At 40.4% G+C, this 23812-nt stretch carries 16 protein-coding genes and 1 tRNA gene; 14 read left to right on the top strand and 3 right to left on the bottom strand.

What is annotated here, in order from left to right:
• Positions 1–479: 479 nt before the first annotated feature.
• Positions 480–2183 carry a long-chain-fatty-acid--CoA ligase gene (locus AC3WVG_RS04965; protein ID WP_488797070.1) on the bottom strand — a complete coding sequence of 568 codons (1704 nt, stop codon included), beginning with the start codon at positions 2181–2183 and terminating at the stop codon, positions 480–482.
• A 307-nt stretch (positions 2184–2490) separates the two neighbouring features.
• Between AC3WVG_RS04965 and AC3WVG_RS04960 the strand changes: the two genes are divergently transcribed.
• From AC3WVG_RS04960 to AC3WVG_RS04920, 9 genes are all read left to right on the top strand, one after another.
• Positions 2491–3906: a DegQ family serine endoprotease gene (locus tag AC3WVG_RS04960; RefSeq protein ID WP_488797069.1), complete on the top strand. Its 1416-nt coding sequence runs from the start codon at positions 2491–2493 to the stop codon at positions 3904–3906.
• A 220-nt stretch (positions 3907–4126) separates the two neighbouring features.
• Positions 4127–4975: a 4-(cytidine 5'-diphospho)-2-C-methyl-D-erythritol kinase gene (ispE, locus tag AC3WVG_RS04955; RefSeq protein WP_488797068.1), complete on the top strand. Its 849-nt coding sequence runs from the start codon at positions 4127–4129 to the stop codon at positions 4973–4975.
• A gap of 3 nt (positions 4976–4978) precedes the next feature.
• Positions 4979–5053: transfer RNA gene (locus tag AC3WVG_RS04950), tRNA-Gln, on the top strand.
• Positions 5054–5071: 18 nt separating this feature from the next.
• Complete coding sequence (locus tag AC3WVG_RS04945; protein WP_488797067.1) at positions 5072–6019, top strand: ribose-phosphate diphosphokinase; 948 nt, start codon at positions 5072–5074, stop codon at positions 6017–6019.
• Positions 6020–6179: 160 nt separating this feature from the next.
• Positions 6180–6794: a 50S ribosomal protein L25/general stress protein Ctc gene (locus AC3WVG_RS04940; RefSeq protein ID WP_488797066.1), complete on the top strand. Its 615-nt coding sequence runs from the start codon at positions 6180–6182 to the stop codon at positions 6792–6794.
• A gap of 93 nt (positions 6795–6887) precedes the next feature.
• Entirely contained in the window at positions 6888–7493 is a 606-nt protein-coding gene (gene pth / locus AC3WVG_RS04935) for an aminoacyl-tRNA hydrolase (protein ID WP_488797065.1), read from the top strand.
• A gap of 117 nt (positions 7494–7610) precedes the next feature.
• On the top strand, positions 7611–8141 hold the full coding sequence (locus tag AC3WVG_RS04930) for a CarD family transcriptional regulator (protein ID WP_488797064.1): 531 nt from the start codon (positions 7611–7613) through the stop codon (positions 8139–8141).
• Positions 8142–8707: 566 nt separating this feature from the next.
• Complete coding sequence (gene rho, locus AC3WVG_RS04925; RefSeq protein WP_252381104.1) at positions 8708–9955, top strand: transcription termination factor Rho; 1248 nt, start codon at positions 8708–8710, stop codon at positions 9953–9955.
• A 104-nt stretch (positions 9956–10059) separates the two neighbouring features.
• Positions 10060–11463, top strand: a complete 1404-nt coding sequence (locus AC3WVG_RS04920) for a beta-barrel assembly-enhancing protease (RefSeq protein ID WP_488797063.1) — start codon at positions 10060–10062, stop codon at positions 11461–11463.
• A 403-nt stretch (positions 11464–11866) separates the two neighbouring features.
• Here the strand turns inward: AC3WVG_RS04920 and panB are convergent, their stop codons facing one another.
• A complete protein-coding gene (panB, locus tag AC3WVG_RS04915; RefSeq protein ID WP_488797062.1) occupies positions 11867–12667 on the bottom strand; it encodes a 3-methyl-2-oxobutanoate hydroxymethyltransferase in 801 nt (266 codons plus the stop codon).
• A 546-nt stretch (positions 12668–13213) separates the two neighbouring features.
• Here panB and AC3WVG_RS04910 point away from each other — a divergent pair.
• The 3 genes from AC3WVG_RS04910 to glnD all read left to right on the top strand — a co-directional run bounded on the left by AC3WVG_RS04910 (position 13214) and on the right by glnD (position 17511).
• Positions 13214–14431, top strand: coding sequence for an ammonium transporter (locus AC3WVG_RS04910; protein ID WP_488797061.1), 1218 nt, complete (start codon positions 13214–13216; stop codon positions 14429–14431).
• A 76-nt stretch (positions 14432–14507) separates the two neighbouring features.
• Positions 14508–14846 carry a P-II family nitrogen regulator gene (locus AC3WVG_RS04905; RefSeq protein WP_252381108.1) on the top strand — a complete coding sequence of 113 codons (339 nt, stop codon included), beginning with the start codon at positions 14508–14510 and terminating at the stop codon, positions 14844–14846.
• A gap of 13 nt (positions 14847–14859) precedes the next feature.
• The gene (gene glnD, locus AC3WVG_RS04900) at positions 14860–17511 is read left to right on the top strand and encodes a [protein-PII] uridylyltransferase (protein ID WP_488797060.1); all 2652 of its coding nucleotides are present in this window, start codon (positions 14860–14862) and stop codon (positions 17509–17511) included.
• 473 nt (positions 17512–17984) lie between these two features.
• Here glnD and AC3WVG_RS04895 read toward each other — a convergent pair whose 3' ends face one another.
• The gene (locus AC3WVG_RS04895) at positions 17985–19322 is read right to left on the bottom strand and encodes a tetratricopeptide repeat protein (RefSeq protein ID WP_488797059.1); all 1338 of its coding nucleotides are present in this window, start codon (positions 19320–19322) and stop codon (positions 17985–17987) included.
• Positions 19323–19841: 519 nt separating this feature from the next.
• Between AC3WVG_RS04895 and AC3WVG_RS04890 the strand changes: the two genes are divergently transcribed.
• Both AC3WVG_RS04890 and AC3WVG_RS04885 read left to right on the top strand, forming a co-directional pair.
• Complete coding sequence (locus AC3WVG_RS04890) at positions 19842–21071, top strand: ABC transporter substrate-binding protein (RefSeq protein WP_488797058.1); 1230 nt, start codon at positions 19842–19844, stop codon at positions 21069–21071.
• Positions 21068–23806: a hybrid sensor histidine kinase/response regulator gene (locus AC3WVG_RS04885; protein WP_488797057.1), complete on the top strand. Its 2739-nt coding sequence runs from the start codon at positions 21068–21070 to the stop codon at positions 23804–23806. The genes AC3WVG_RS04890 and AC3WVG_RS04885 overlap by 4 nt, the downstream gene beginning before the upstream one ends.
• The last annotated feature ends 6 nt before the right edge of the window (positions 23807–23812 follow it).

The raw sequence follows: 23812 nt of genomic DNA, 5'->3' as shown, positions 1-23812 counted from the left end.
GTTTACTCGTAACTGTGTAAATTACTTTTGAGTCTGTGGCCAAACCCTACTTAAGAGGAGAATTTTTCATAATTTTTCTCAATCCTGATTTCTTTCATGCTGGTGCAAATGCCTGGATCCATCTATAGCTTGCTTGCGGGCAGAGCATAATGGGGTATTTAGGATAAATGAACATTCTTTTTATTGTCGATAGTTATGGCAAATAGTCCCGAATATTTAGCTTTGTCCTCCCGATGCTCTGCTTATCCGCAAGCTTCGCCAAGATGACTTACCCAACCCTTTGCAATGCATTCAAGAAACCAGGATTTCTAAATCTGGTAGTCAAAAAGGGGGTTGGCCACAGACTCTTTTACAAGTGAAAAACATTTTTTAAAAATCTTTGTAGTAGTTGTAAATAATCCAGTAGCATTAACTTGTTTCACTGTGTGTTCACATAGCTCTGCCATCTCTTCATTTATCACTGAGCATAAATTTTTGTGTTATTTTTGCTTTTTTTCTTTAAGTTTCTTCAATTCTTCTTCTCGTAGAGCTCTACGCAAGACCTTACCTACCATGGTTTTGGGTAGTTCGTCTCGAAATTCAATCTGTTTTGGGACCTTATAATTTGCTAGTTTTTGGCGACAAAAAGAAATTACCTCGGCCTTGGTCAGCTTTTCTCCAGGCTGAGGCACAATGAAGGCCTTAACGATTTCTCCGCGAGTCGGGCTTGGGATACCTACTGCAACAGCCTCTTTGATTTTGGGATGTTCGTGCAGGACCTCATCTATCTCTCTGGGATATATATTGTAACCGCCAGAAATGATTAGGTCTTTTTTACGGTCAACAATATAAAAATATCCTTCTTCATCCATATATCCAATATCCCCGGTATATAACCAATTGTTTCGTAGGGCAGTAGCTGTTTCGTCCGGCATGTTCCAGTATCCTTTCATAACTTGAGGACCTCGAATGATTAGTTCACCAATTTTTCCGGGTGGCAAGGTGATAGTGCCTAACTCCATATCTACAATACAGGCATCAGTATCAGGAAAAGGCAGGCCAATAGAACCATATTTCTTTTTGCCACGAAGGGGATTTAAATGCGTAATGGGCGAAGCCTCAGTCAGACCGTATCCTTCGATGATCTCTGCCCCAGTCATTTTTTTAAACCGTTCAATAAGTTCCACTGGAATAGGCGCAGAGCCAGAGATGCAATATTTGATAGAAGAGAGGTTATATTTATGAATATCTTTTTGCTGCATTAAGGCCATGAACACAGATGGAGCCGAGGGGAAAACAGTTGGCTTTATTTTGTTAATGGCCTGGAGTAGCTCGCGAGGCACAAATCGTGGGAATGGTGCCAAGGTGGCTCCAATGGCTGTGGCAAGATTTACACAGACAGTTAAACCATAGATATGAAAATAGGGCAGAACTCCAATGACTGTGTTTTTAGTGTGTTTGATTTCGTGTAAGATAGCCAAGCATTGCTGAATATTGGCAGCTAGATTGAAGTGCGTGAGCATGACCCCTTTTGAAATGCCTGTGGTTCCACCTGTGTATTGCAGAACGGCCAGCTCACGATTCGGATTGGGAATGTATTTGGTAAATATAGGTCCCTTTTGAAAAAGGGTTTTCCATGGCAGAATTTTTTCTTTGTCATATTGAATCGTTGGGGCACTATTTTCTCTCTTGGCCTTGAAATTGTAAAGGACATTTAGAGGAAAGCGTAAGCAGTCTGAAATACGAGTGATAAAGACTTTTTGTAGTTTGAGTTTGGCTGACAGTTTGTTGATTTTGGGCCATAGTAGATCAAGAGTTATTAGAAATTTGGCTTGTGAATCGTTAAAGTGGTGTAATAATTCTTTTTCCATATATAATGGATTGGTCATGACTACCACTCCACCGGCTTTGAGCACGCCCCAATAAGTAATTATACACTGGGGTGTGTTTGGTAGCATGATGGCCACCCTGTCCCCCGGATTAAGGCCGTAAGCGCGAAGATTAGCTGCAACTCTTTCAGTTAATTTTTTCAGTTTGCTATAAGTTATTTTCCAGTTGTTAAAGACAATAGCTGGTCTTTGTGGGTATTTCTGAGCTGAGCGGTCCAAATATTCATAAATGGGCATTTGTTCGTAATGCAGATTATGACTTACTTCTTTATCATAGCTTTTAAGCCAAGGTCTTTTGATTTCATTTTCAATCATATCTACTCCACCTTTTTACATCCTTGCACCCTTGGCCAACCTTGGAAGATTTTAGAAAGTCACAAACTCAAAAGGCCTAATTCCTTCGTTGACCAGAGAATGCTTCGGAGTTATAGATATTTTTTAATGTGATCTGCAATGGGACAAAAAACTATTTTAGACGACCATTCTATAGTTACCTATAGCAGGAGAGTGCTTTTAGGGAATTAAGAGCTTTTAATCAACATGGTTTTTTAGCCTTGCCAGGTTTACTTTTTGAAAAAAGAATTTATTGTTTTCTGACTGTGGAAAATTGAGGAGGTTTCGAATGAACAAAAAGGTGTTTAAGCTGGGGATTGTTTTGCTTTCAATATGTTGGTTTACCCTTTCTTGGGCAGCCCTGCCGGACTTTACTGAACTAGCGGCCAAGGCTGGAAAAGCAGTGGTCAATATAGGGACAGTCAAAGTTGTCAAAAGGCCGGACGTTAGAGATTTTTTTAAAGGATTGCCCAGACAGGGACATCCTTTTGAAGAGTTTTTTGACCAGTTTGAACGATTTTTCGGCAGACAATTCAAGCGACCCCAAAAACAACGTTCTTTGGGTTCCGGGTTCATCATTTCCAAGGATGGATATATAGTTACTAACAATCATGTTATTGATGGGGCGGATGAGATAAAGGTTAAATTTCAGGACGAATATGGCGAGAAGACCTATGATGCGAAGATAATAGGTACGGATCCTGAAACAGATCTCGCCTTGTTAAAGATCGAAGCGGATATTGAATTGCCTACATTGAAATTTGGTGATTCTGATAAAATAAAGGTGGGCCAGTGGGTGGTCGCTATTGGTAATCCTTTTGGGCTGGACCATACTGTCACAGCAGGCATTGTTAGTGCCAAAGGTAGAATAATCGGGGCTGGGCCGTATGACAATTTTATTCAAACCGATGCTTCCATTAATCCGGGAAACAGTGGGGGGCCATTGCTGGACCTTAACGGTGAAGTAATTGGTATCAATACTGCCATTATTGCTTCTGGTCAGGGAATAGGTTTTGCCATCCCGAGCAACCTGGCAAAAAACGTTATTGATCAGTTAAAAAAACATAAGAAAGTTAAAAGAGGATGGCTTGGAGTAAGTATTCAGAACCTGGATGAAAATACAGCTAAAGCTTTAGGGCTTGAAACTCCAAAAGGAGCTTTAGTTGCATCTGTAACACCGGGAGATCCGGCAGATAAGGCCGGGATTAAAGCAGGTGATGTAATTATCGCAGTAGAAGGGCAGGTAGTTGAAAATGCTTCTGATTTGACACGAAGAATCGGTGAACTTTTGCCTGGGGCTAAAATTAAGATAACCATTTGGAGAAAAGGCACAGTTAAAGATTTATATGTTACTTTGGGAGAAAGAAGTATTCATAAATTGGCTAAAAATGGTTCCCCGGAATCCGAGGTAGAAGAAAGTGTGCTTGGTTTGAGTCTCCGTTCAGTAAGGCCGGAAGAGGCCAAGGCCCTTGGTTTGGATAAAGTTCAAGGTCTTCTGGTTACAGGAGTGCAGGATGGCTCCAAGGCTGACTTAAGCGGAGTGCGGGCTGGTGATGTGATTTTGGAGGTCAACGGTCAGGAAGTTAACTCTATACAGGAGTTTAAAAGAATATTTGAAACTGATGCCAAAAAGAAAAAAGTGCTTATGCTCTTGATCAAACGTGATGGGCAGAATTTATTCAGGGTTATTTCCCTGGAGGATTAATATTGAGAGTCTGTGGCAAACCCCATTTTGACTACCTGATTGGAAATCCTGATTTCTTGAAAGCATTGTAAAGGACAGGGTAAGGCATCTTAATAGGGTTTGGCCACAGACTCTTGAAAGGGTGAAGCGGGGAGAGAGAAGCAGAGAAAAGACTCCCCGTTGCTCCCTTTCCTCGTTTCCCAATTACTCCGTTTCATAATGGCAAGGGATTTAATTTGAAATGCAGAAGTATTTGTTCAGGCCGGGGTGTAAAGTTAACCTGTACCTAAATATAGTTTCAAAGCTGGATAATGGTTATCATCAGCTTGAATCTTTGTTCTATCCTCTTGCAAAACCTTTTGATGAGCTGGTAATCGAGGTTACCACTCGGAAAGAGTTCATACTTAAATGTTCTATACCTGAGCTGGAAAATCAAAATATTCTGGAGAAGGCCTACCTTGCATATGGTAAGAAAACCGGTTTCTGGCCGGGTTTAAATGTCTATTTGCGTAAAAAAATTCCTATAGGTGCGGGGTTGGGGGGAGGAAGTTCGGATGCTGCATGTATCCTGAAGTTCTTAAACTCATTGGCCAAAGACAGGTCTCTTTCTGAAGAGGATTTGCTTGCCCTGGGAAGCGAGGTGGGGGCTGATGTCCCCTTTTTCATTCTCAATTCACCGGCTTGGGTAACGGGAATCGGGGATAAGATTCGTTTAGAAAATGTGGATTTGACAGGCTGGCATGCTCTTTTAATCTGTCCCAAAATACATATTTCAACGGCCTGGGCTTATCGCGCCTGGGATGAAAAACAAAAAAAAGATTATCTCTTGACAAGAGAATGGGGGAAGGATAAAAAGGCGACCTTCACAAGGACGTTGGTTCTTTACAATAGTTTTGAGCAGGTCGTGCTTCCTGAGTTCTGGCAGTTATATGATTTAAAATTGACTATACTAAGAAGTGGAGCTAGTGCTGTTGTTTTAAGTGGGTCAGGCTCAAGTATGATAGCCTTCTTTAGGCGAGTAGAACTTCAGGAGCAAGCCAGCCTTATTTTGAGTCAACTTTCCATACCTTTCTATACATATCACTTCTAATGCTGGGGCGTCGCCAAGTGGTAAGGCAACGGGTTTTGGTCCCGTCATTCGAGGGTTCGAATCCTTCCGCCCCAGCCAATTTTTTTAGAGGAAAAGATGCCGAGGCATGGAGAATTAAAAATTATCACTGGGACTGCCAATCCATCGCTTGCAGAGGGGATTTGCGATCATTTGGGAATGAATTTAAGTCCAACCCTCGTGACCACTTTCAGCGATGGGGAGATACGGGTAGAGATTGGGGATAATGTTCGCGGTGATGATGTATTTGTTGTTCAGTCTACATGTGCCCCTGTAAATCATAACCTTATGGAACTTTGTTTGATGCTTGATGCGCTCAAGCGTGCCAGTGTGGGACGGGTGACTGCAGTGGTTCCTTATTATGGTTATGCTCGTCAGGACCGCAAGGTTGTGCCCAGGGTTCCTATTAGCGCAAAACTGGTGGCTGACTTTATCACGGTTGCAGGGGTCAATCGTTTGTTGACTGTTGATCTTCATGCCGGACAGATTCAGGGTTTTTTTAATATTCCAGTCGACAATTTGTTTGCAGCTGAAGTGCTGTTGGATTATATGCGCCAATTTAATGGCGATGTGGTGGTGGTGTCGCCTGATGCAGGGGGGACAGAGCGTGCCAGAGCCTATGCCAAGCGTTTAGGGGCGGAGCTCGCTATAATAGATAAGCGTCGAGATGCGCCTAATAAGGCTGAGGCGATGCGTATTATCGGGGATGTACGAGATAAGACGGCTATAGTTCTTGATGACATGATTGACACTGCCGGGACTATGGTTGCGGCGGGCAAGGTCTTGGCTGAGAATGGGGCCAAGGAAGTATATGCTTGTGCCACGCACCCTGTCTTGTCTGGTCCGGCTGTGGCTAGGTTGGAGCAGTCTGTTTTTAAAGAAATTATTGTTACGGATACTATACCTCTTGTTGAAAAGGCCAGACAGTGTTCAAAGTTTAAAGTGATCTCTGTAGCCAGTCTGCTGGCTAAGGCCATACATAATATCCATACAGAGTCATCTGTCAGCGTGTTGTTTTCGCACTAATTGATTTAAGTCTAGAATTTTCTAGAGTTTAATGTATTGGGGTTTAGAGTTTAAAGTGATTGTAGAGGAAGTGTGAAATTGACTTTTGTCGTTTAAGTAGTAGAATAAAATTTTCAATTAACTTCAAGCTCTAAACTCCAAACTTAAAAGGAGAATAGAAATGTCAGAGATATTTACCCTGCAAGTTGAAACGAGGACAGCAAAGGGCAAGGGAGCAAGTCGTAAGCTTCGCAAACAGGGTTTCGTTCCGGCAGTCTACTATAATGCCAAAGGTGAAAATATTCCTCTTCAGGTACGTTCCACCCCATTTCGTAAAACATGGGAGCAGGCTGGCTCTACACATGTGGTTGAGCTTGAAATTGCTGATGCTGACAAAGTTGAAAAGCGTCCGGCCCTTATTTGGGCAGTGGATAAGCATCCGTTCAAGTCTATACTTATCCATGTTGATTTTTATGGTGTTGATTTAGAAAAAGAGGTCACTCTGCAGGTGCCTGTTCAAGTTGTAGGAAAGGCTAAAGGTGTTGAAGCTGGCGGTATTATTGAAATTTATCGCGATCAACTCGAAGTTACTTGTTTACCTACCAATATACCCGAACATATTGTTATTGATGTCACAGACCTGGATATCAATCAAAATCTACTTGTTAGTGATTTAACTCTTCCGGATGGTGTACAAGCTGTTTTTGAAGAAAATTTTGCTGTAGTAGGAATTGTTGAGCCAACTTCTTCTGACACAGAGGAAGAGGAAGGCGAGGAAGAAGAAGTAGAAGAGTAGTAATTAAGAGTTTAAGAAATCAATTTTAATATAAAAACATAAGCCCCTTTATTGGGGCTTTTATTTTGGGCTATTTTAGATAGTTTTTGAATCATGCGATTTTCTGGACTAATAGTCGGACTAGGTAATCCTGGACGGAAGTATGTAAAAACCAGGCATAATTTTGGCTTTCAGGTTGTTGATTTATTTTTAAGCCAAAAAGAACGATATGGTCCGGGGTTAGTGAAGAAGAAGCTGAAGTCTTTGGACCTGGAGCTTTATGCGTGGGATGACGAAGATAAAAAGCAATCGTGGCTTATTTTAAAGCCTTTGACTTATATGAATAACAGCGGCGTGGCTGTTTCCAAAATAATGCGCAAATTTTTTTTGTCGCCAGATAGGGTTTTGATTCTTCATGATGAGTTGGATTTGCCACTGGGAAGATTAAAATTTAAATTCGGTGGAGGTCTGGCCGGGCACAATGGACTTCGTTCTATTGCGAGATACTTGGGCTCTCAGGAATTTGCCCGGTTGAGACTCGGTATCGGTAGACCTGAGCCTGGGGCCGATATAGCCGATTATGTGTTGTCAGATTTTCATCCTGGTGAGCAAGAGCTTTGGCTCAAGGTTGTTGAGAAAGCAGTGTTAGCCCTGGATATTTATTGTCAACATGGTTTCGAGTATGCTCAACAAACAGTAAATAGTTGGAAAATAAACTAATTTTGGCAGAAGTTAAGAAATTTAAAAGCTGACCATAGACTTATTCTCAGGTTTGAGGTATAACTCACACGCTGCTTGAAATAAGGCAACATAAATTTGCTTTCCCGGAGGAAGAAAGTGTTTTCAGTTGGTGAATTAGTAGTCTATCCCGCCCAAGGCGTCGGAAAAGTTGAAGCTATAGAAGAGCAGGAGATTGGAGGGGTTAAAACTCAATTATATATTGTGCGCATTCTAAGTAATAACGTAACATTGATGGTTCCTACCGCTAATGCTGAAAATGTAGGTTTAAGGCCAGTATATAACAAGGAAGAAGGTGAGGCTATATTAGAGTTTTTAAAGGATCGTTCAGATTTTACAGGTTATTCGGGTCAGAATTGGAACCGCCGCTACCGTGAATATTCTGAGAAATTAAAGAGTAAAGAACTAAAAGATGTAGCCTATGTCCTTAAAGAGCTTTATCTGATTAGTAAGGATAAAGAGTTATCGTTTGGAGAAAGAAGGCTTTTAGAACAAGCTATGGGGCTTATATCCATGGAGCTTTCTTATGCTCTAGGCGTAACTCAAAGTGAGGCAAAAAGAAAAGTTGAAGAACTTTTTGCTGATATACTTAAAGCAAATGAAGAAGTAAACGAGGTTGATGAAGAATAGCTTTTTTTGTTGACATAATTATAAAATAGTATATATATTTTTATAACTTTATATTCCGCATTGGGTTTCCTATCTATAGTTGCCAACCAAGAATACAAGAATATAGGTAAACACTTAATTCCCTTCTATAGAGATAAGATCTTTTAAACTAATTTAAAATTAATTTTCAATAGGCTTTTATACTTTGATGCTTCTACTATCCTAAGTAGGGTGGGATTAGTACGTCATTAGTTTTAGTTTATTTTTTAATTCTATGGATTATGTTGCGTAAATATTTTTTAAATATCAAGATTAAGCTTTTTGCATATTTTTTATATTTTTTTACCCCTAGTTTTTAGTTTCTACAACTAAGTGCATTCCAATTTTATACAAATCCATTTATTGTTTTCTTACATAGAGAATCAATGATTACGCCAAAAACTAATTTTGCATTTTGGTAAACAGCATTTTGTTGTAACGTATTGAAGCAACATACAATTTTAAATGCCATGCGTCTTGTTTTGGCTGGATTGCAAGGTGTCTGGTTAGTTAAAATTATATTATAAATATTTAAGGAGAAAATTTTTATGAATTTGTCTGAATTGAAGACTAAATCCATGAATGAGTTGATGGAGTTGGCTAGTCAGTTTAAAATTGAGAATCCGAGTGGGTTGCGTAAACAAGAATTAATATTTTCTATTCTTCAGGCCTGTGCGTCTCAAAATGGGACTATATATGGAGAAGGTGTTTTGGAGATTTTGCCTGACGGATTTGGTTTTTTACGTTCACCCATGTATAGCTATATGCCAGGACCAGACGATATATATGTTTCTCCTTCCCAGATAAGAAGATTTGGTTTGCGTACTGGTGACGTTGTCTCTGGTCAGATTAGGCCGCCCAAGGAGGGAGAGCGTTATTTTGCTTTGCTTAGAGTGAATAAAATTGGTTATGCTGACCCGGATGAATCCAAAAATTTGGTTTTATTTGATAACTTAACCCCAATTTATCCTAATGAACGGTATATTATGGAGAATGGCGCTGAAAATTATTCGGCGCGCATTATTGATCTTTTAACTCCTATTGGAAAAGGGCAAAGAGGGTTGATTGTTGCTCCTCCAAGGACAGGAAAAACCATGCTTCTACAGACCATTGCCAATTCTATAAATGCTAACCATCCTGACGCCTTTCTCATAGTGTTGCTCATAGATGAGCGTCCAGAAGAAGTTACAGACATGGAGCGTACAGTCAAAGCCGAAGTTATTAGCTCCACTTTTGATGAACCACCCCAAAGGCATGTCCAGGTGGCGGAGATGGTTTTGGAAAAGGCCAAGCGCTTGGTTGAGCGGAAGATGGATGTGGTTATTTTACTGGACAGCATCACTAGGTTGGGGCGGGCATATAATGCTATAACCCCCTCATCCGGTCGGGTTCTGTCCGGAGGTTTGGACGCCAATGCTCTGCAAAGGCCAAAGAGATTTTTTGGGGCCGCACGAAATATTGAAGAAGGTGGAAGTCTGACCATTATTGCAACAGCCTTAATTGACACGGGTTCGCGCATGGATGAGGTTATATTTGAGGAGTTTAAAGGTACTGGCAATATGGACCTTTACCTGGATCGGCACCTGGCTGATAAGCGGGTTTTTCCTGCAATCGATATAAATCGTTCGGGAACCCGCAAGGAAGACTTGCTCTTACCTAAAGATGTGTTAAACCGCGTGTGGATCCTGCGTAAAGTCCTTTCGCCCATGAATCCCATCAATAGTATGGAGTTCCTTTTGGATAAAATGCGAGGAACAAAAAATAATAAAGAATTTTTGGATATGATGAATAAATAGTAATTTTATTGTATTTCGGTAAACTTTTGGTTAAATTTGAATAATTATTTAAATATTTTTTACTCGAGTCCCGAATATCGGACCCAAAGCTTGGATCTTGGACATTGAATATTAAACATCAAGTCACAAAATACCTGTCTCTTATCCTGATATTTTTCTTTGTTTTTACCCCTTCTGCTTCAAAAGCTTACCTGGGCGAGTTTACCATCAAAGATGAGGCAAAGCTGGGGGAGAAGTTTAAAAAACTGATCCGGACCAGGTTCCAGATTATTGAAGATCCGGAAGTGAAAAATTATGTGCAGAAGATTGTGCAGCGCTTAGAAAGAAACATGCCTCCGCAGCTTTTTCCCATAACAATAGATGTGGTTAACAATAATAATATGAATGCCTTTGCTACTGTAGCTGGGTATATGGTGATTTTTTCCGGTTTAATTTTAGGTATGGAACATGAATCAGAAGTAGCCGCAGTACTGGCTCATGAATTGGCCCATATTTCTCAGCGTCATGTGGCCAAAAATATAGAACGCTCTCAGCTAATCGGTTTAGGAACTCTGCTTGGGGTCTTGGCAGGGGTGTTTATCGGTTCTAAAGCTGGGGGGGATGCTCTGGTAGTAGGTTCACTTGCAGGAGCAAAATCTGCCTTTTTAAAGTATTCTCGTGATGATGAGCGTGAAGCTGACCAGGTTGGTTTAAATTTTCTCATGGCCGCAGGGTTTAATCCGCAAGGAATGGTATCTGCCTTTGAAAAGATTCGTAAAAAGAAATGGCTTTCGGGCGGTGGTAATATTCCATCCTATTTAAGCACTCATCCCGGTATAGAGGAAAGAATCGGTTATTTGCAGGGAAGAATAAACAGGCTCAAAAAGAAGGTTGACTTACCTGCCTACAGTGACAAAGAGTTTTATCGGGTTCAAACTTTGCTTCGGGCCAGATACACTGACCCTGCATCGGCTCTTAAATTTTTTCAGGAAAAAGCACTTGATGAGTGCCTGTGCGGCCTTGGCCAAGCAATTGCTTTAAGTCGGCTGAATAGAATCAAGGAGGCAGAAACAGTTTTTGCCAAGGTCTTAAAATGTGGTTCAAAGGATCCTCTTTTTTTAAGGGAAGGGGGAAGATTTTATTATGCCTACGGACAATTGGAGCAGGCAGCATTATACCTGCAAAAGGCTATTTTGTTGAACCCTAAGGATTTAATGGCCATTTTTTTTTATGCTCGAGTGTTGGCAGAAAAGGGCGATTTTGACACAGCCAGCATCTATTTACGGAAAGTTTTAAAGTATATCCCGGAAGATGCTGAAGTACATGAACATTTGGCTCGGGTTTTGGGTCAGAAAGGGGACAGGTTTGCTGCCCATTTGCATCTTGCCTATGCCAATTTATACAAGAATAATAAAAGACAAACCCGTTTCCATCAAAAAAAGATTAAGTCCCTTGCCAGAACTGAGGCTCAGAAGAAAAAGGTGAAAGATTTTGAAAAGGCTTACAAAGAGCGGGCTGAGTTCTGGTGATCATAGAAAATCTGTAAAGATATCTTCTGGCGGATTCGTTGCCTGGCAGGGTTGGGTTTGCTCTTACATCTTTGTTTAAGCCTGTTCACCTTTTGAGTCTGTGGCCGAACCTTTATCTCAACTCAATTTCCATGATTTATTCTAGTCTTGGTTTCTTTCATGCTGGTACAAAGACTTGGACCCATCTAAATTTTGTTTGCGGACAGAGCATAATGGGGTATTTTGGGTAAACAAATATTCTTTTATTATCTATAGTTATGGTCAATATCGCAAAATATTCAGCCCACTCATCCCGATGCTCTGTTTTTCCGCGGTTACCCAAGCCGTTTGTAATGCATTTCAGAAACCAGGACTTTTCAATCAGCGCTTGAAATAGGATTTGGCCACAGGCTCTTTAATCTGTTTAGGAATAACTATGCTCAGTATCCGGGAACTCTCCGTTTTCCACTTCCTCTCGGAAACGTGTTATAGCCTCACGAATTGTCCCCCCTAGTTGGGCATATTGTTTGACAAATTTGGGCTTGAAGCGGTCGTTGAGTCCAAGGAGGTCATGGATAACCAGGACTTGGCCGTCGCAATGAGGGCCCGCACCTATGCCTATGGTTGGAATAGATACGCTGGATGTAATTTGAGCAGCCAAGTCTGTTGGGATAGCCTCCAGAACAAGACTAAAGCACCCGGCTTCTTCCAGTGCCTTAGCGTCCTGGATTAGCGCTTCAGCCTGATTTACATCCTTGCCCTGAACCTTAAATCCACCTAATTGCCTGATACTTTGAGGGGTTAATCCAATATGTCCTTGAACTGGTATACCTGCCTCGACAATAGACCTAATTTGGGTGATTACTTTTCTTCCTCCTTCGAGTTTAACCGCGTGGGCTCGACCTTTTTTTAGAAAAAGACCGGCATTACGAACTGCTTCTTCTACGCTGGTCTGATAAGACATAAATGGCATGTCGGCAATAACCAGAGCTCGTTTAGCTGCCCTGCTTACTGCTCGAGTATGGTGCAACATCTCCTCCATGCCGATGCTTAGGGTATCTTCATGACCTAAAACCACCATAGCCAGAGAGTCGCCAACCAGAATCATATCTACACCACTCTGGTCCACATAATAGGATGTGTTGAAATCATAAGCTGTGAGCATGGTCAATTTACGTTGTCCTTTGGCCTTAATGATGTCCAGGATAGTTACCTTATCCTTCATATTATACTCCTTCATATTGAGTTCGTTGTTTATTAGGAAATATTTAGCATTCTAAAATCATTTTATCCTTTATTGTCCAGTAGCTTCCGACAATCTCAACGAACTTGATATACCTATCACACGGCGGATGAAAATTCAAAGTGGAGTTTTGTATTCTTTTTCAGGAAATACTTTTACAATTTTTGTAAAGTAATATTTTGTCAATTTTGTAATTTTTTTTAAACTAAAAATAAGTAAAGAAAATAACCACATACCAATATTTTTGTTGTGGCTAGTCTGTTGGTTTTAGGTAAATCTGCTTAAATTTCACAATGTTATATTATCATTTTGTTGTTTAGCCATAGAGGGTGTCATGAGTGGAAGCAGAACAATGGTTTGTTGGTATTAATGACAAAAATGTTAAAAGTGTCTTTCTTTTTTTACAATTTCGTTTCTTTGTTCTTCGTGGGAGGTCTTGTTTTTTGATAACATCTTGATTTTTAAAATTATTTACAATTGGCACGTCGGTTGCTAATTTTGTAAAAATTTTTTTGTAGGGAGGATAAAATGAACGGAGCTGATACTGCGTTTGTTCTAATTTCAGCAGCACTTGTTATGTTTATGACCCCTGGTTTGGCTCTTTTTTACGGAGGCATGACCAGATCCAAGAATGTTCTGGGGACAATCATGCAAAGTTTTATTTGCCTGGGGGTTATCACCATTGTATGGATTTTATGGGGGTATTCTCTTTCTTTTGGTAAGGATATTGGTGGGCTCATTGGTGGCTTGGATTTTATCGGATTAAAAGGCGTGGGCGTGGAACCAAGCCCAGAATATGCCTCAACAATTCCTCACCTGGCCTTTATGATTTTTCAGGGTATGTTTGCCATTATTACTCCGGCTTTGATTACTGGTGCCTTTGCCGAGAGGATGAAATTTAGCGCGTTTCTTTTGTTTACAATATTGTGGTCAACACTTGTCTACAGCCCTTTATGTCATTGGGTTTGGGGAGGAGGCTGGATGGGAGCCATGGGAGCACTGGATTTTGCCGGTGGCGCAGTAGTACACATGAGCTCCGGAAGTGCAGCCCTGGCAGCTGCTTTAATAATTGGGCCCAGACGTGGGTTTGGGAGCAGATCTTTTCTCCCTCATAATTTGCCTATGACGCTTACTGGTGCGGCTATACTCTGGTTTGGTTGGTTTGGGTTTAATGCAGGTAGTGCCTTGGCGATAAATGGGCTTGCTGCCAATGCTTTTGTCACTACCCATATTGCTGCGGCTGCCGCTGCGGTTAGTTGGACACTTATTGAATGGATGCACCATGGCAAACCAACCACACTTGGTCTTGCCAGTGGTGCAGTTGCTGGACTCGTCGCTATTACCCCGGCAGCAGGGTTTGTAGGTCCTCTTTCAGCTTTGGTTATTGGGTTTGCAGGTGGTATAATCTGTTTTTACGGCGTACTCTTAAAATCCAAGTTTGGTTATGATGATTCTTTAGATGTGGTTGGCATTCATGGTTTGGGTGGTGTTTGGGGAGCCTTGGCAACAGGCCTCTTTGCCAGCAAGATGATTAATCCGGATGGTGCTAATGGACTATTTTTTGGCAATCCATCCCAGCTGTGGATTCAGTTTGTTTCGGTTGTTGCAACCTGTGCCTTTTCATTTATCGTTAGTTTTATTCTTCTTAAAGTCGTTGATGCCACCGTTGGATTGCGGGTCGATGAAGAAAATGAAGAGCGGGGTTTAGATGTTAGTGAACATAGTGAAAGTGGCTATCAGCTATAAGAGAACAATACTGTAGAGGTAGGCGCAGGTTTAAAATCTGCACCTGCCTGTAATATTAAAAATTTCAGGAGTGACTATGAAAAAGGTAGAGATCATCACCAGGCCGTTTAAACTTGACGAAGTCAAGGAAAGTTTGACCAAACTTGGGATAAAAGGAATGACTGTAACTGAAGTCAAAGGTTTTGGCCGGCAGAGGGGGCACAAAGAAGTATATAGAGGGGCTGAGTACCAGGTGGATTTTTTGCCCAAGGTCAAAATTGAGGTTGTTATAGAAGAGAGTCTTGTCGCTGATGTCTTGCGCAGCGTTCAGGATGCCGCGCGCACAGGCAAGATCGGAGACGGCAAGATTTTTGTCCTTCCTGTAGACGATGTTGTGCGCATCCGTACCGGAGAGAGTGGAGCCCAGGCCATTTAGGATAAAAAGAGGGTTGGAGAAGGTAAGAAGATGGGAAGAGAAGATGTGTAATGCCATAACACGGCTTGTTAGGTTCAGGGATGAAATTGATCATCCTATGTTGAACAAAATAGGAGGAAAGGGTTTTGTACATAAATATGCACAGGCTGTTGATGACTATTTTCAGGACAGGCTTGCAGAGATTTATACATCAACTTCCCAACTTCCCAGCTTCTTAACTTCCTCCTTTGCTCTTGTGGCAGTGGGCGGATATGGACGATCAGAACTCTGTCCGGAGTCGGATATTGATGTTTTAATTTTGTTTGCGGAAGATATACCGGTTGAGGCCGAAGACCTGGCTCGTGATTTGTTTCATCCTCTCTGGGATGCGGGTCTTGACCTTGGGCATGGGGTTCGTTCTGTAAAAGAATGTTTGGCCTTGTCCAGGAAAAACCTGGATGTTTTCACCTCGCTTTTGGATATGCGTTTTTTAGCAGGGGAGAAGGAGATTTTTTCTCAACTTCATACCCTTGTTCAAAACGAGCTTGTTCCGGAATTAAAGTCTAGATTTACCGAATGGCTGAAAGAAAAGTATGAGCAAAGAAGAAAGCAGCTTGGTGATGCCAGTGCCATGATTGAACCGCATCTTAAGGAAGGCTTGGGCGGACTGCGAGATTATCACTATATACTTTGGCTCGCTCGAGTTCATTTTGCTTTGAGAGAACTTGATGAACTGGCCAAACATGGTCTTTTATCTCATCCTGAATACGAGGCCCTACAGACACACCTAGACTTTCTTTTTTTGGTTCGTTCTCACCTGCACCTTTTAACAGGCAGAAGGACTGATCTTCTCCACTTTGAACTTCAGCCAGACCTGGCCATTAAACTAGGTTTTAAAGACCAGAGAGGCAAGTTTGGCGTGGAGAGCTTTTTGTCCAGACTGCACCGCGAGATGACGAGTCTCAAGGTGTTGTGCCGTTTGTTTTTGCATACCTATTTTTCAGCAAAGACAGAGCTGTTTTCGTATTCAGATGGGCACCTCGCCTTATCTCAAGAACTTAAGTTTGATGGCCGAAAATTGTCCTTTTTCTCTCCGGAGGCAATTTTAAGCAATAACTTGCTGATATTGGAAATTTTTAAGCAAAGTGCTTTGCTTGGGGCGCCGCTGTCCTGGGAAACCAGACGACTTATTGGTCAGCTTGTGCCCATGATTATGAATAGCCTCCAGTCCCATGTCCTTGCCGGACAAAGATTCCTCGATATCTTATTGTCACAGAAGGCGGACTTTGCCCTGGAACAGATGCTAGAAACAGGTTTCCTCGGGTCGTTTATTCCCGAGTTTGGTCTGGTCGAGGACCAGGTACAATTTGATGCTTACCATACTTATCCTGTTGGCCAACATAGCGTTAAAACTGTTTCTTTTTTGTGTAATTATGCTCGGAACGATGAAGATTTCTTAAGTGAATATTTAAGCGATTACGTTGCTGACCCAGCACTTCGCCTGGCAGCTCTTTTACACGATATTGGAAAGGGGCAAAAAAATCATGCCCGGGTAGGTGCAAAGCTTGCCCGCAAAATTTTAGCCCGCTTGCGTATTAATGAAACAGTTATCGCGCAAACAGCCTTTCTCATTGAACATCATTTGTTGTTAATTAAGACTGCTACCCGACAGGACCTTGAAGATGAATCCGTGATTATTAATCTGGCGAGTCAAATTGGTTCGGTTCACAGGCTAGCATTACTCACCTTGCTTTCTTATGCTGATTCAAAGGCCACCGGGCCCAAGGCTTGGAATCCCTGGGTCGAAGCCTTGCTTAAAGAGGTCTTTTTTAAGGTCAGGAAAATTCTGGAGCAGGGAAGTCTGGCCAGCCCACACGCTGCACATAAAATGGCCACTACAAGGGACCGTTTGCGTAGCTTGGCAAAAAATGATTTTGATTTTGAACAGTTAGAGGAACTCCTGGATGCTTTACCTTCGCGTTACTTACTCCATTTTTCACCAGAAACAATACACGCCCATCTGTTATTGATTAAAAGGTTATTTCAAGAAGGAAAAGCTAACTCTTTCAAAGGTGGCTGCAAGGGGGTTATCCTTGACGCTCACGAAAATCCCCAAGCCCGGTGCTGGGAACTGACTGTAGTTAGCTATGATGAGCCAGGTCTTTTTATGAATATAGCCGGAGTGTTGGCCCTTAATAATATTAATATCTTATCTGCAGACTTAAATGTTTTTAAAAACGATATAGTTGTGGATGTTTTCCGGGTCTCGAACCCGCCTGATCCTTTATTTGCAGGTGAATTTTGGGACAAAGTGGCCCATGACTTGAAGCGAGTCATGACCGGCAGATTGTCCTTGGATTATCGTCTTTCATTGAAGAAGCAAAAATCTGATTACTTGCAACGGGTGGAAATTCCAGAATACAAGCCCGAGGTGATAATTGATAACAATAGTTCTGATTTTTACACCGTGATCGAAGTCATTGCCAACGATCGGGTTGGGCTTCTGTACGATATAGGCGCGACCCTTTTAAATCTTCGTCTGGATATTGTCTTTGCAAAGCTTGCCACCCATAAGGACCAGGTCGCAGATATTTTTTATGTCTTAAATGTTGAGCGGGAGAAGATTTTGGACCCTGAACAGGAACAGGAAATCAGGATGGCCCTGATGCAACGACTAACTAGTTGAATTGTAACCGGCTACAAAGCCCACCAGTCCTGTGTGCCTGCTTGCTACCCTGTTGATTGGATACGTTGAGTTTACCTTGTAAAGAATCATATACAAAATTCAAATTTTTTCCCGGTAGCGTGAAGCCGTTAGCTGGGCTCTGGAACGTCATTCTGAGGGAGTATAAGCGACCGAAGAATCTCTAACGTAGTAAACGGGATTCTTCGCTTCGCTCAGAATGACGTACTCAAAACATCTACCGGATGCACTCTTTTCGATGTAGGGTGTAAGCTTTTTATTTCCTCAATTTTCCTCTTGGCGAAGCTTGCGGATAAGCAAAGCATCGGCGTGACAAAGCTAACTATCTGGTATTATTTACCATAAATATCGACAATAAAAAGAATATTCACTTCACCTACTCACTTACTCAACCACTCGTCTACTTACCTACTCAACCAAAATGCAGCTTTCGGATGCACCCATTCATTAATGGCTTAGCGCTTGGAGATTCTTTGCAACAACTTTTTGGCTTCAGTAAAGTTTGGATCAAGCTCCAAGGCCTTGCTTAAAAATTTCTGGGCTTCTTGAAAGTCATTTACCTTAAAATATACTTTGCCGATGTTAAAGGCGATATTGGGGCTTTCATTTAGAATTTCCGGGATATTTTCTAAAGCCTTCTTAAAGTATTCCAAAGCCTTATAATATTTTTTACCTTGGGCATAAGCCATGCCTATATTATAAAGGAGTCCTCCATCCATAGGGGTTATTTCCAGGCCTTTTTTATAGTACTCAATAGCCTCCTCCCACCTGTTTTGCTGGCGTAAAGCAACGCCCATTTCATTGAACATCCATAAGTCCTTGCGTGATAAATTATTCCCTTTTGTATTAATCGCCTTGGCAATATACTGACTGCTTAGGTCTGGGCGTTGGTTTTTGAGTTTTTGAGCTATCTCCATCATGGCAGAACAAAGCATGTTTGTAGCCTGTTTCTGTACCTGTTTTATTGCCTGGTCAAAGTATTTTTTGCCTTCTTCTTCCTGGTTTAATTGAATATGAGTATGACCTATCTCAATCTTGCGGTGGTGATTCAAGGATGAGAGCCGATCCAATTTTTTTAGAGATTCAAGTTTCTTCTCCAGTTCATTGGTCTGATCATATAGTTCCACAAGCTTTTTTAATGGTTCCAGATATAACTTGTTCTTTTTACTTGCCAGGTTGTAATAGTATTCGGCCTCGCGGAAATTGTTTTTTGCTCGGCTTATATCGCCTTTTAGGATGAGAGCAATAGCACTGTCAGGTTTTTGTTTGAGGAACTCCTCCGTTATTTTTTCGGCTTCTGATAATTTACCCATCTGGATTAGAGCCTTACATTCGTCTACTTTTTTCGACCAATTATTATCTGGAGTTAAAGTCAGAGCAAGCTTCTGAATTAAAGAATTGACAGATATAGGCTTGACAATAACATTGTCTGCTCCCATTTCATAAATTTGGATAATGTACTCACGCTCAACCTCCACAGTCAAACAGATTATTTTGCAACGATTTTTAAAAATATTTTTTAAAGTGTTTAATTGTAAAATATTGCTTTGTCCTTGAATATATGCTTCTATAAAAAAAATAATTTTATTATACCTAGCCAAAAGATTTTTGGCCTCATCAATTGATTTGCGCAAGTTAGGTGAACGGAAGATAGTCCGATTGTCCAACCCAAGAAATTTAAAAGTAGCTATGATCGTTTTAAAAATCAGATGGTCTTCGGAGACGATCATAAGACAGCCTTTCTCTTCATGGATAAAATGACGAACTATCTTATTGTATTTATTTTGCTTCATTTTTTTCTCCTCTATCCATCCTTAAACTTAATTTTTATTTTTAACTTGAATTTTGAGATAAATAATGGCAAGAATAGAAAAAAATTATATTTCGATTAAAATTTGTTTAATAATTTTTTCAACATTTAGCAGGTGTTCAGGTTAATTATTAGTTGGAGGTCTATCTATCAAAAAAATATCCCATTGAAAATAAAGTAAATTTAAAGTTATTTCATTGTTTGTCAAATGTCACAGCAAGATTTTTATCATCTGGTAGGGAGTGTTTATCAACTCTGACAGAAAATATAGACTTTAAGTCTGTAGAAGTTAAGGAAGCAGTAAAGAAATGATGCTTGGTTGTTGATTTTATCAACTCAAAGTAATTTATATTATCCTTTGGCTTTTGTACATGATACGCACCAGAAACTAGTTGGGTATCTGGTCATAATTTTCTATTTGAAACATGAATTAGGATAAAGTTTAATACGACAAGATCGGCTTAAGTTTAAATTTAAGAATGAAAACTCAAAAGAGGAAATTATGAGACAATTTTTTTGCACGATATTTTTTCTCTGTGCAACTTTCTGGTTGAATATATCAGTTCATGCACGTGATATTTACCTTGGAATGTCCGGGGCTTTTACCGGTCCGACAAGAAGTTTGGGTATTGAGCTTTATCGTGGTTCAAAAGCCTACTTTGATTTTATTAATGATCTTGGTGGGATAAACGGAAATAAAATCTATATTAAAACCTATGATGACGGTTATAATCCTGATCCTACACTCATAAATACTATTAACCTGGTGGAAAAGGACAAAGTTTTTTTACTTTTTGATTATGTAGGTACGCCCACAACTACCAGGATTTTACCTTTGTTGCAAAAATATTCTTCAAAACATATTTATCTTTTTTGTCCCTTTACCGGCGCCAACCCCATGCGCCAACCACCTTACAACAAGTTTGTATATAATTTGCGGGCGTCCTATAATCAAGAGGTAACTGCTTTAGTGGATAACTTTGTCGCTTTAGGCATAAAAAAAATCGGTGTCTTTTACCAGATTGATGCCTATGGACGGGGAGGATGGCAGGGGATACGAAAAGCCTTGCACAAATATGGTCTTGAAGTAGAGGCGGAAGCTACTTATTTACGTGGTGCAAAGTTTACTGACTCCTTTGTTGAGCAGGTAAACATTTTTCTTGAAAAGGGTGTTGAGGCCGTTATTTGTATCTCGGCTTATGCCGCAGCCGCAGGATTTATTCGTGACGCACGGGATCTTGGACTCGATGTACCCATAGCCAACATATCTTTTGTAGATGCCGAGTCTCAAAGCGAGCTTTTGTTTGACCTGGAGCAAAAAACAGGAAAAAATTATACTCAAAAGTTAGTTAATTCTCAGGTAGTTCCGTTTTATACGGGGAAGAATCTTCCCGCACTAAAAGAATATAAAATGTGTATGGAAAAATATCGTCCAACCATACCTGAAGAGTTTGATGATGGTGGCTATAACTGCAAAAAATTTGGGGCAGTCAGCTTTGAAGGCTTCTTAAATGCCAAACTTGTGGTCAAATTACTACAGGCTTTGGGTAGTGAACCGGTGCGTGCAGAAATTCCAGAGGCCATGTCTAGATTAAACATGATTGATTTAGGGATAGATAGCATTGTTTTTTATACTTATTACTTTCAACAGCCAATAGATAAAGTATATTTTATTACTTTTCAGAATGGGCAAATAAAGCCCCTTAAATCATTTAAGGAGCTTCTGAAATGATCATCTCTAAGTTGTTTAAAAAAGCCCTAGTCTATATTTTAGTCATATTTGTAATCATGGTTACTTTGTCTTCGTTATTCTCCGCCTATATCTTACGTAAAAACCTTATTTGTGAGTACATTACCAAGGCTAATGCCTTTGCTAACTCAATTTCTATGTCTTTGCCAGATGTTTTTTTAAAGGACGATATGGCACTTATTCAATCAATTATCGATCAATATCTCCAGGTAGAAGGGGTTGGATATGTATTTGTTCATGATGAGAAGGGTAAGATTATGGCTCATACCTTTGTGCCCAATATTCCAGAAGAATTTATAAAGCACCTACAAGAGGCACCTTTTTACTTTAACTCAACAGAGGGAGAATATAGAATCGTCACTATAAAAGATAAAAAGCATATTGATATACGTAAACCTGTATTAATGGGTAAGGCTGGAATTATCCACATTGGAATGGAAATGGACGTTATAAATAAGAAAATTATGTCATCCTTGGTTAAAATTCAGACTTTCAACTTGGTTATTTTTATTCTTAGTGTTGGTTTTATGTATATACTTATAGAACGCATATCCAATCCTCTGGTTAAACTGACAGATTATGCGCATAGTTTAAGGCGCAGAAAATTTGATGTCCCTCTGACTGTAGATTCTGATGACGAGATTGGTGAGTTGGCTCGGACCATGCAGAGTATGGCTAGAGAATTGGCTAGTTTTGTTGGTGGATTACAACGCGCGGTCAAAAATGCTACAGAAGAATTGCAACAAGTTGTTTTATATATGAATGCTATTGTGGAGAATATTGCTGATGGACTCGCTGTAATAGATGAATCTGGAAAAATTTTCCATTATAATTCATCGTTTAAAGAGATGTTTAATATTAATAATGAACATTTAATTGAGCAAGATATAAAAGAAATTATAGGCGTAGATTTGACAGAAAATTATGATTTTAATGATTCAAGTGAAGTAAAACGTCAAGAGTTTAATTATATATCAGAAGGCAAATTTAAATATATTGAAGCTTGCATCTCATCGGTGGATTTGGAATGCGGAAGAAATTTTATTATAATTTTTAGAGATATAACAAAAAGAAGAGAAACTGAAAACAAGTTGAATAAACTATACCATGAAATGGAGATAAAAGTCAGACAAAGGACTAAAGAGTTGGAAGAAACCAATGAAATATTAAAAGAAGAGATAAAAATCAGACATGAATATGAAAATATGCTTCAAGAGGAGAAAGAATTATTCAGTGTAACTCTAAGGAGTATTGGAGATGGTGTGGTAACAACTGATAAAGACTGTAAAATTGTCTTTTTAAATCGTGTTGCCGAGCAACTTTTACAGATAAATCAAGATGACATAAAGGGAAAAGATTTTGCTGATGTTGTCAAAATTAAAGATTATAATAAAGACTTTTGTCCGCTTAAGGAAGCTTTAGAGTATGGTCGGATATTGGAACGTAAGCAAGAAGTCCTGGTGAACGCAAGGGGAGAAGAACTAAACATTGCTTTCAAAGTTGCACCCATTTATGACCGCCAGAGTCAAGTCCAGGGTGCAGTCATGGTTTTTCAGGACATTTCTGAGCTTATGCGTCTGGAAGAAGAGAGGATGCGCAAAGAAAAGCTAGAGTCTATCGGCCTTTTAGCTGGTGGAATTGCCCACGATTTTAACAATAAATTAACAGCCATTTTAAACAATATTTTGATGGTCAAAATTGACTTGGACACCGAGAGCAAGAATTTCAAACGACTCGAAGATGCGTACAAAGCAACCCTACGGGCCCAGCAACTTACCCAGCAACTTTTAACCTTTTCCAAAGGGGGGGCGCCCATAAAAGAGACCACATCTGTTGACCAGTTGATTCAGGATGTAATCAACTTTACTCTTGCCGGTTCAAATATTGGTCGAGAAATAGATTTAGATCCCTTTCTTTGGCCGGCGGAGATTGACCCGGGGCAGATTTCACAAGTCTTGGAAAATTTGGTTATTAACGCTATGCAGGCCATGCCTGAGGGAGGGATACTAAGAGTTCGAGCAGAAAATTTTGTGCTTCAAGACAAAACACTTCCGCTTCCACCCGGTAAGTATATACGCATTAGTGTTAAAGATACCGGTTCTGGCATTGACCCTGAATACATGGATAAAATTTTTGATCCTTACTTTACGACCAAAGAAAAGGGAAGCGGACTTGGCCTTGCCAGTGCTTATTCCATTATTAATAATCATGATGGGTTTATTGATGTAATTTCTGAGCCAGGTAAGGGCACGGAGTTTATTATCTATCTTCCGGCCAGCGATGAGCAGTCGAAAGCAATAACAAGGCAGAAAACTGAATCTCATCTCACAAAAGGCCATGGTAGGATTCTGGTTATGGATGATGAGCAGGAAATTCTGGATGTTATGGCCGATGCTCTTGAATTTTTAGGTTATGATGTTGATCTATCAAAGGATGGCCGTGAAATGCTGGAAAAATATAAACAGGCCATGTATAGAGGACAGAGTTATGACGTGGTAATTATGGATTTAACTGTTCCCGGAGGTATGGGTGGAAAAGAGGCTGTGAGTGAGCTTTTAAAGATTGATCCTAAGGCCAAGGCCATTGCTTCCAGTGGTTATTCCCAGGATCAGGTCATGGCCAAGTACAAGGAGTACGGTTTTGTGGGAGTTCTGGCTAAACCCTACACCATTGATGATGTGGCCCAGGTGATAAGTAAAATTTTAGGCATTGCCTGATTACAT

The organism is Desulfovulcanus sp., from assembly GCF_982781345.1.
Note: the sequence above shows the minus strand (reverse complement) of the source record. Positions and strands in the feature narration are given on the sequence as shown.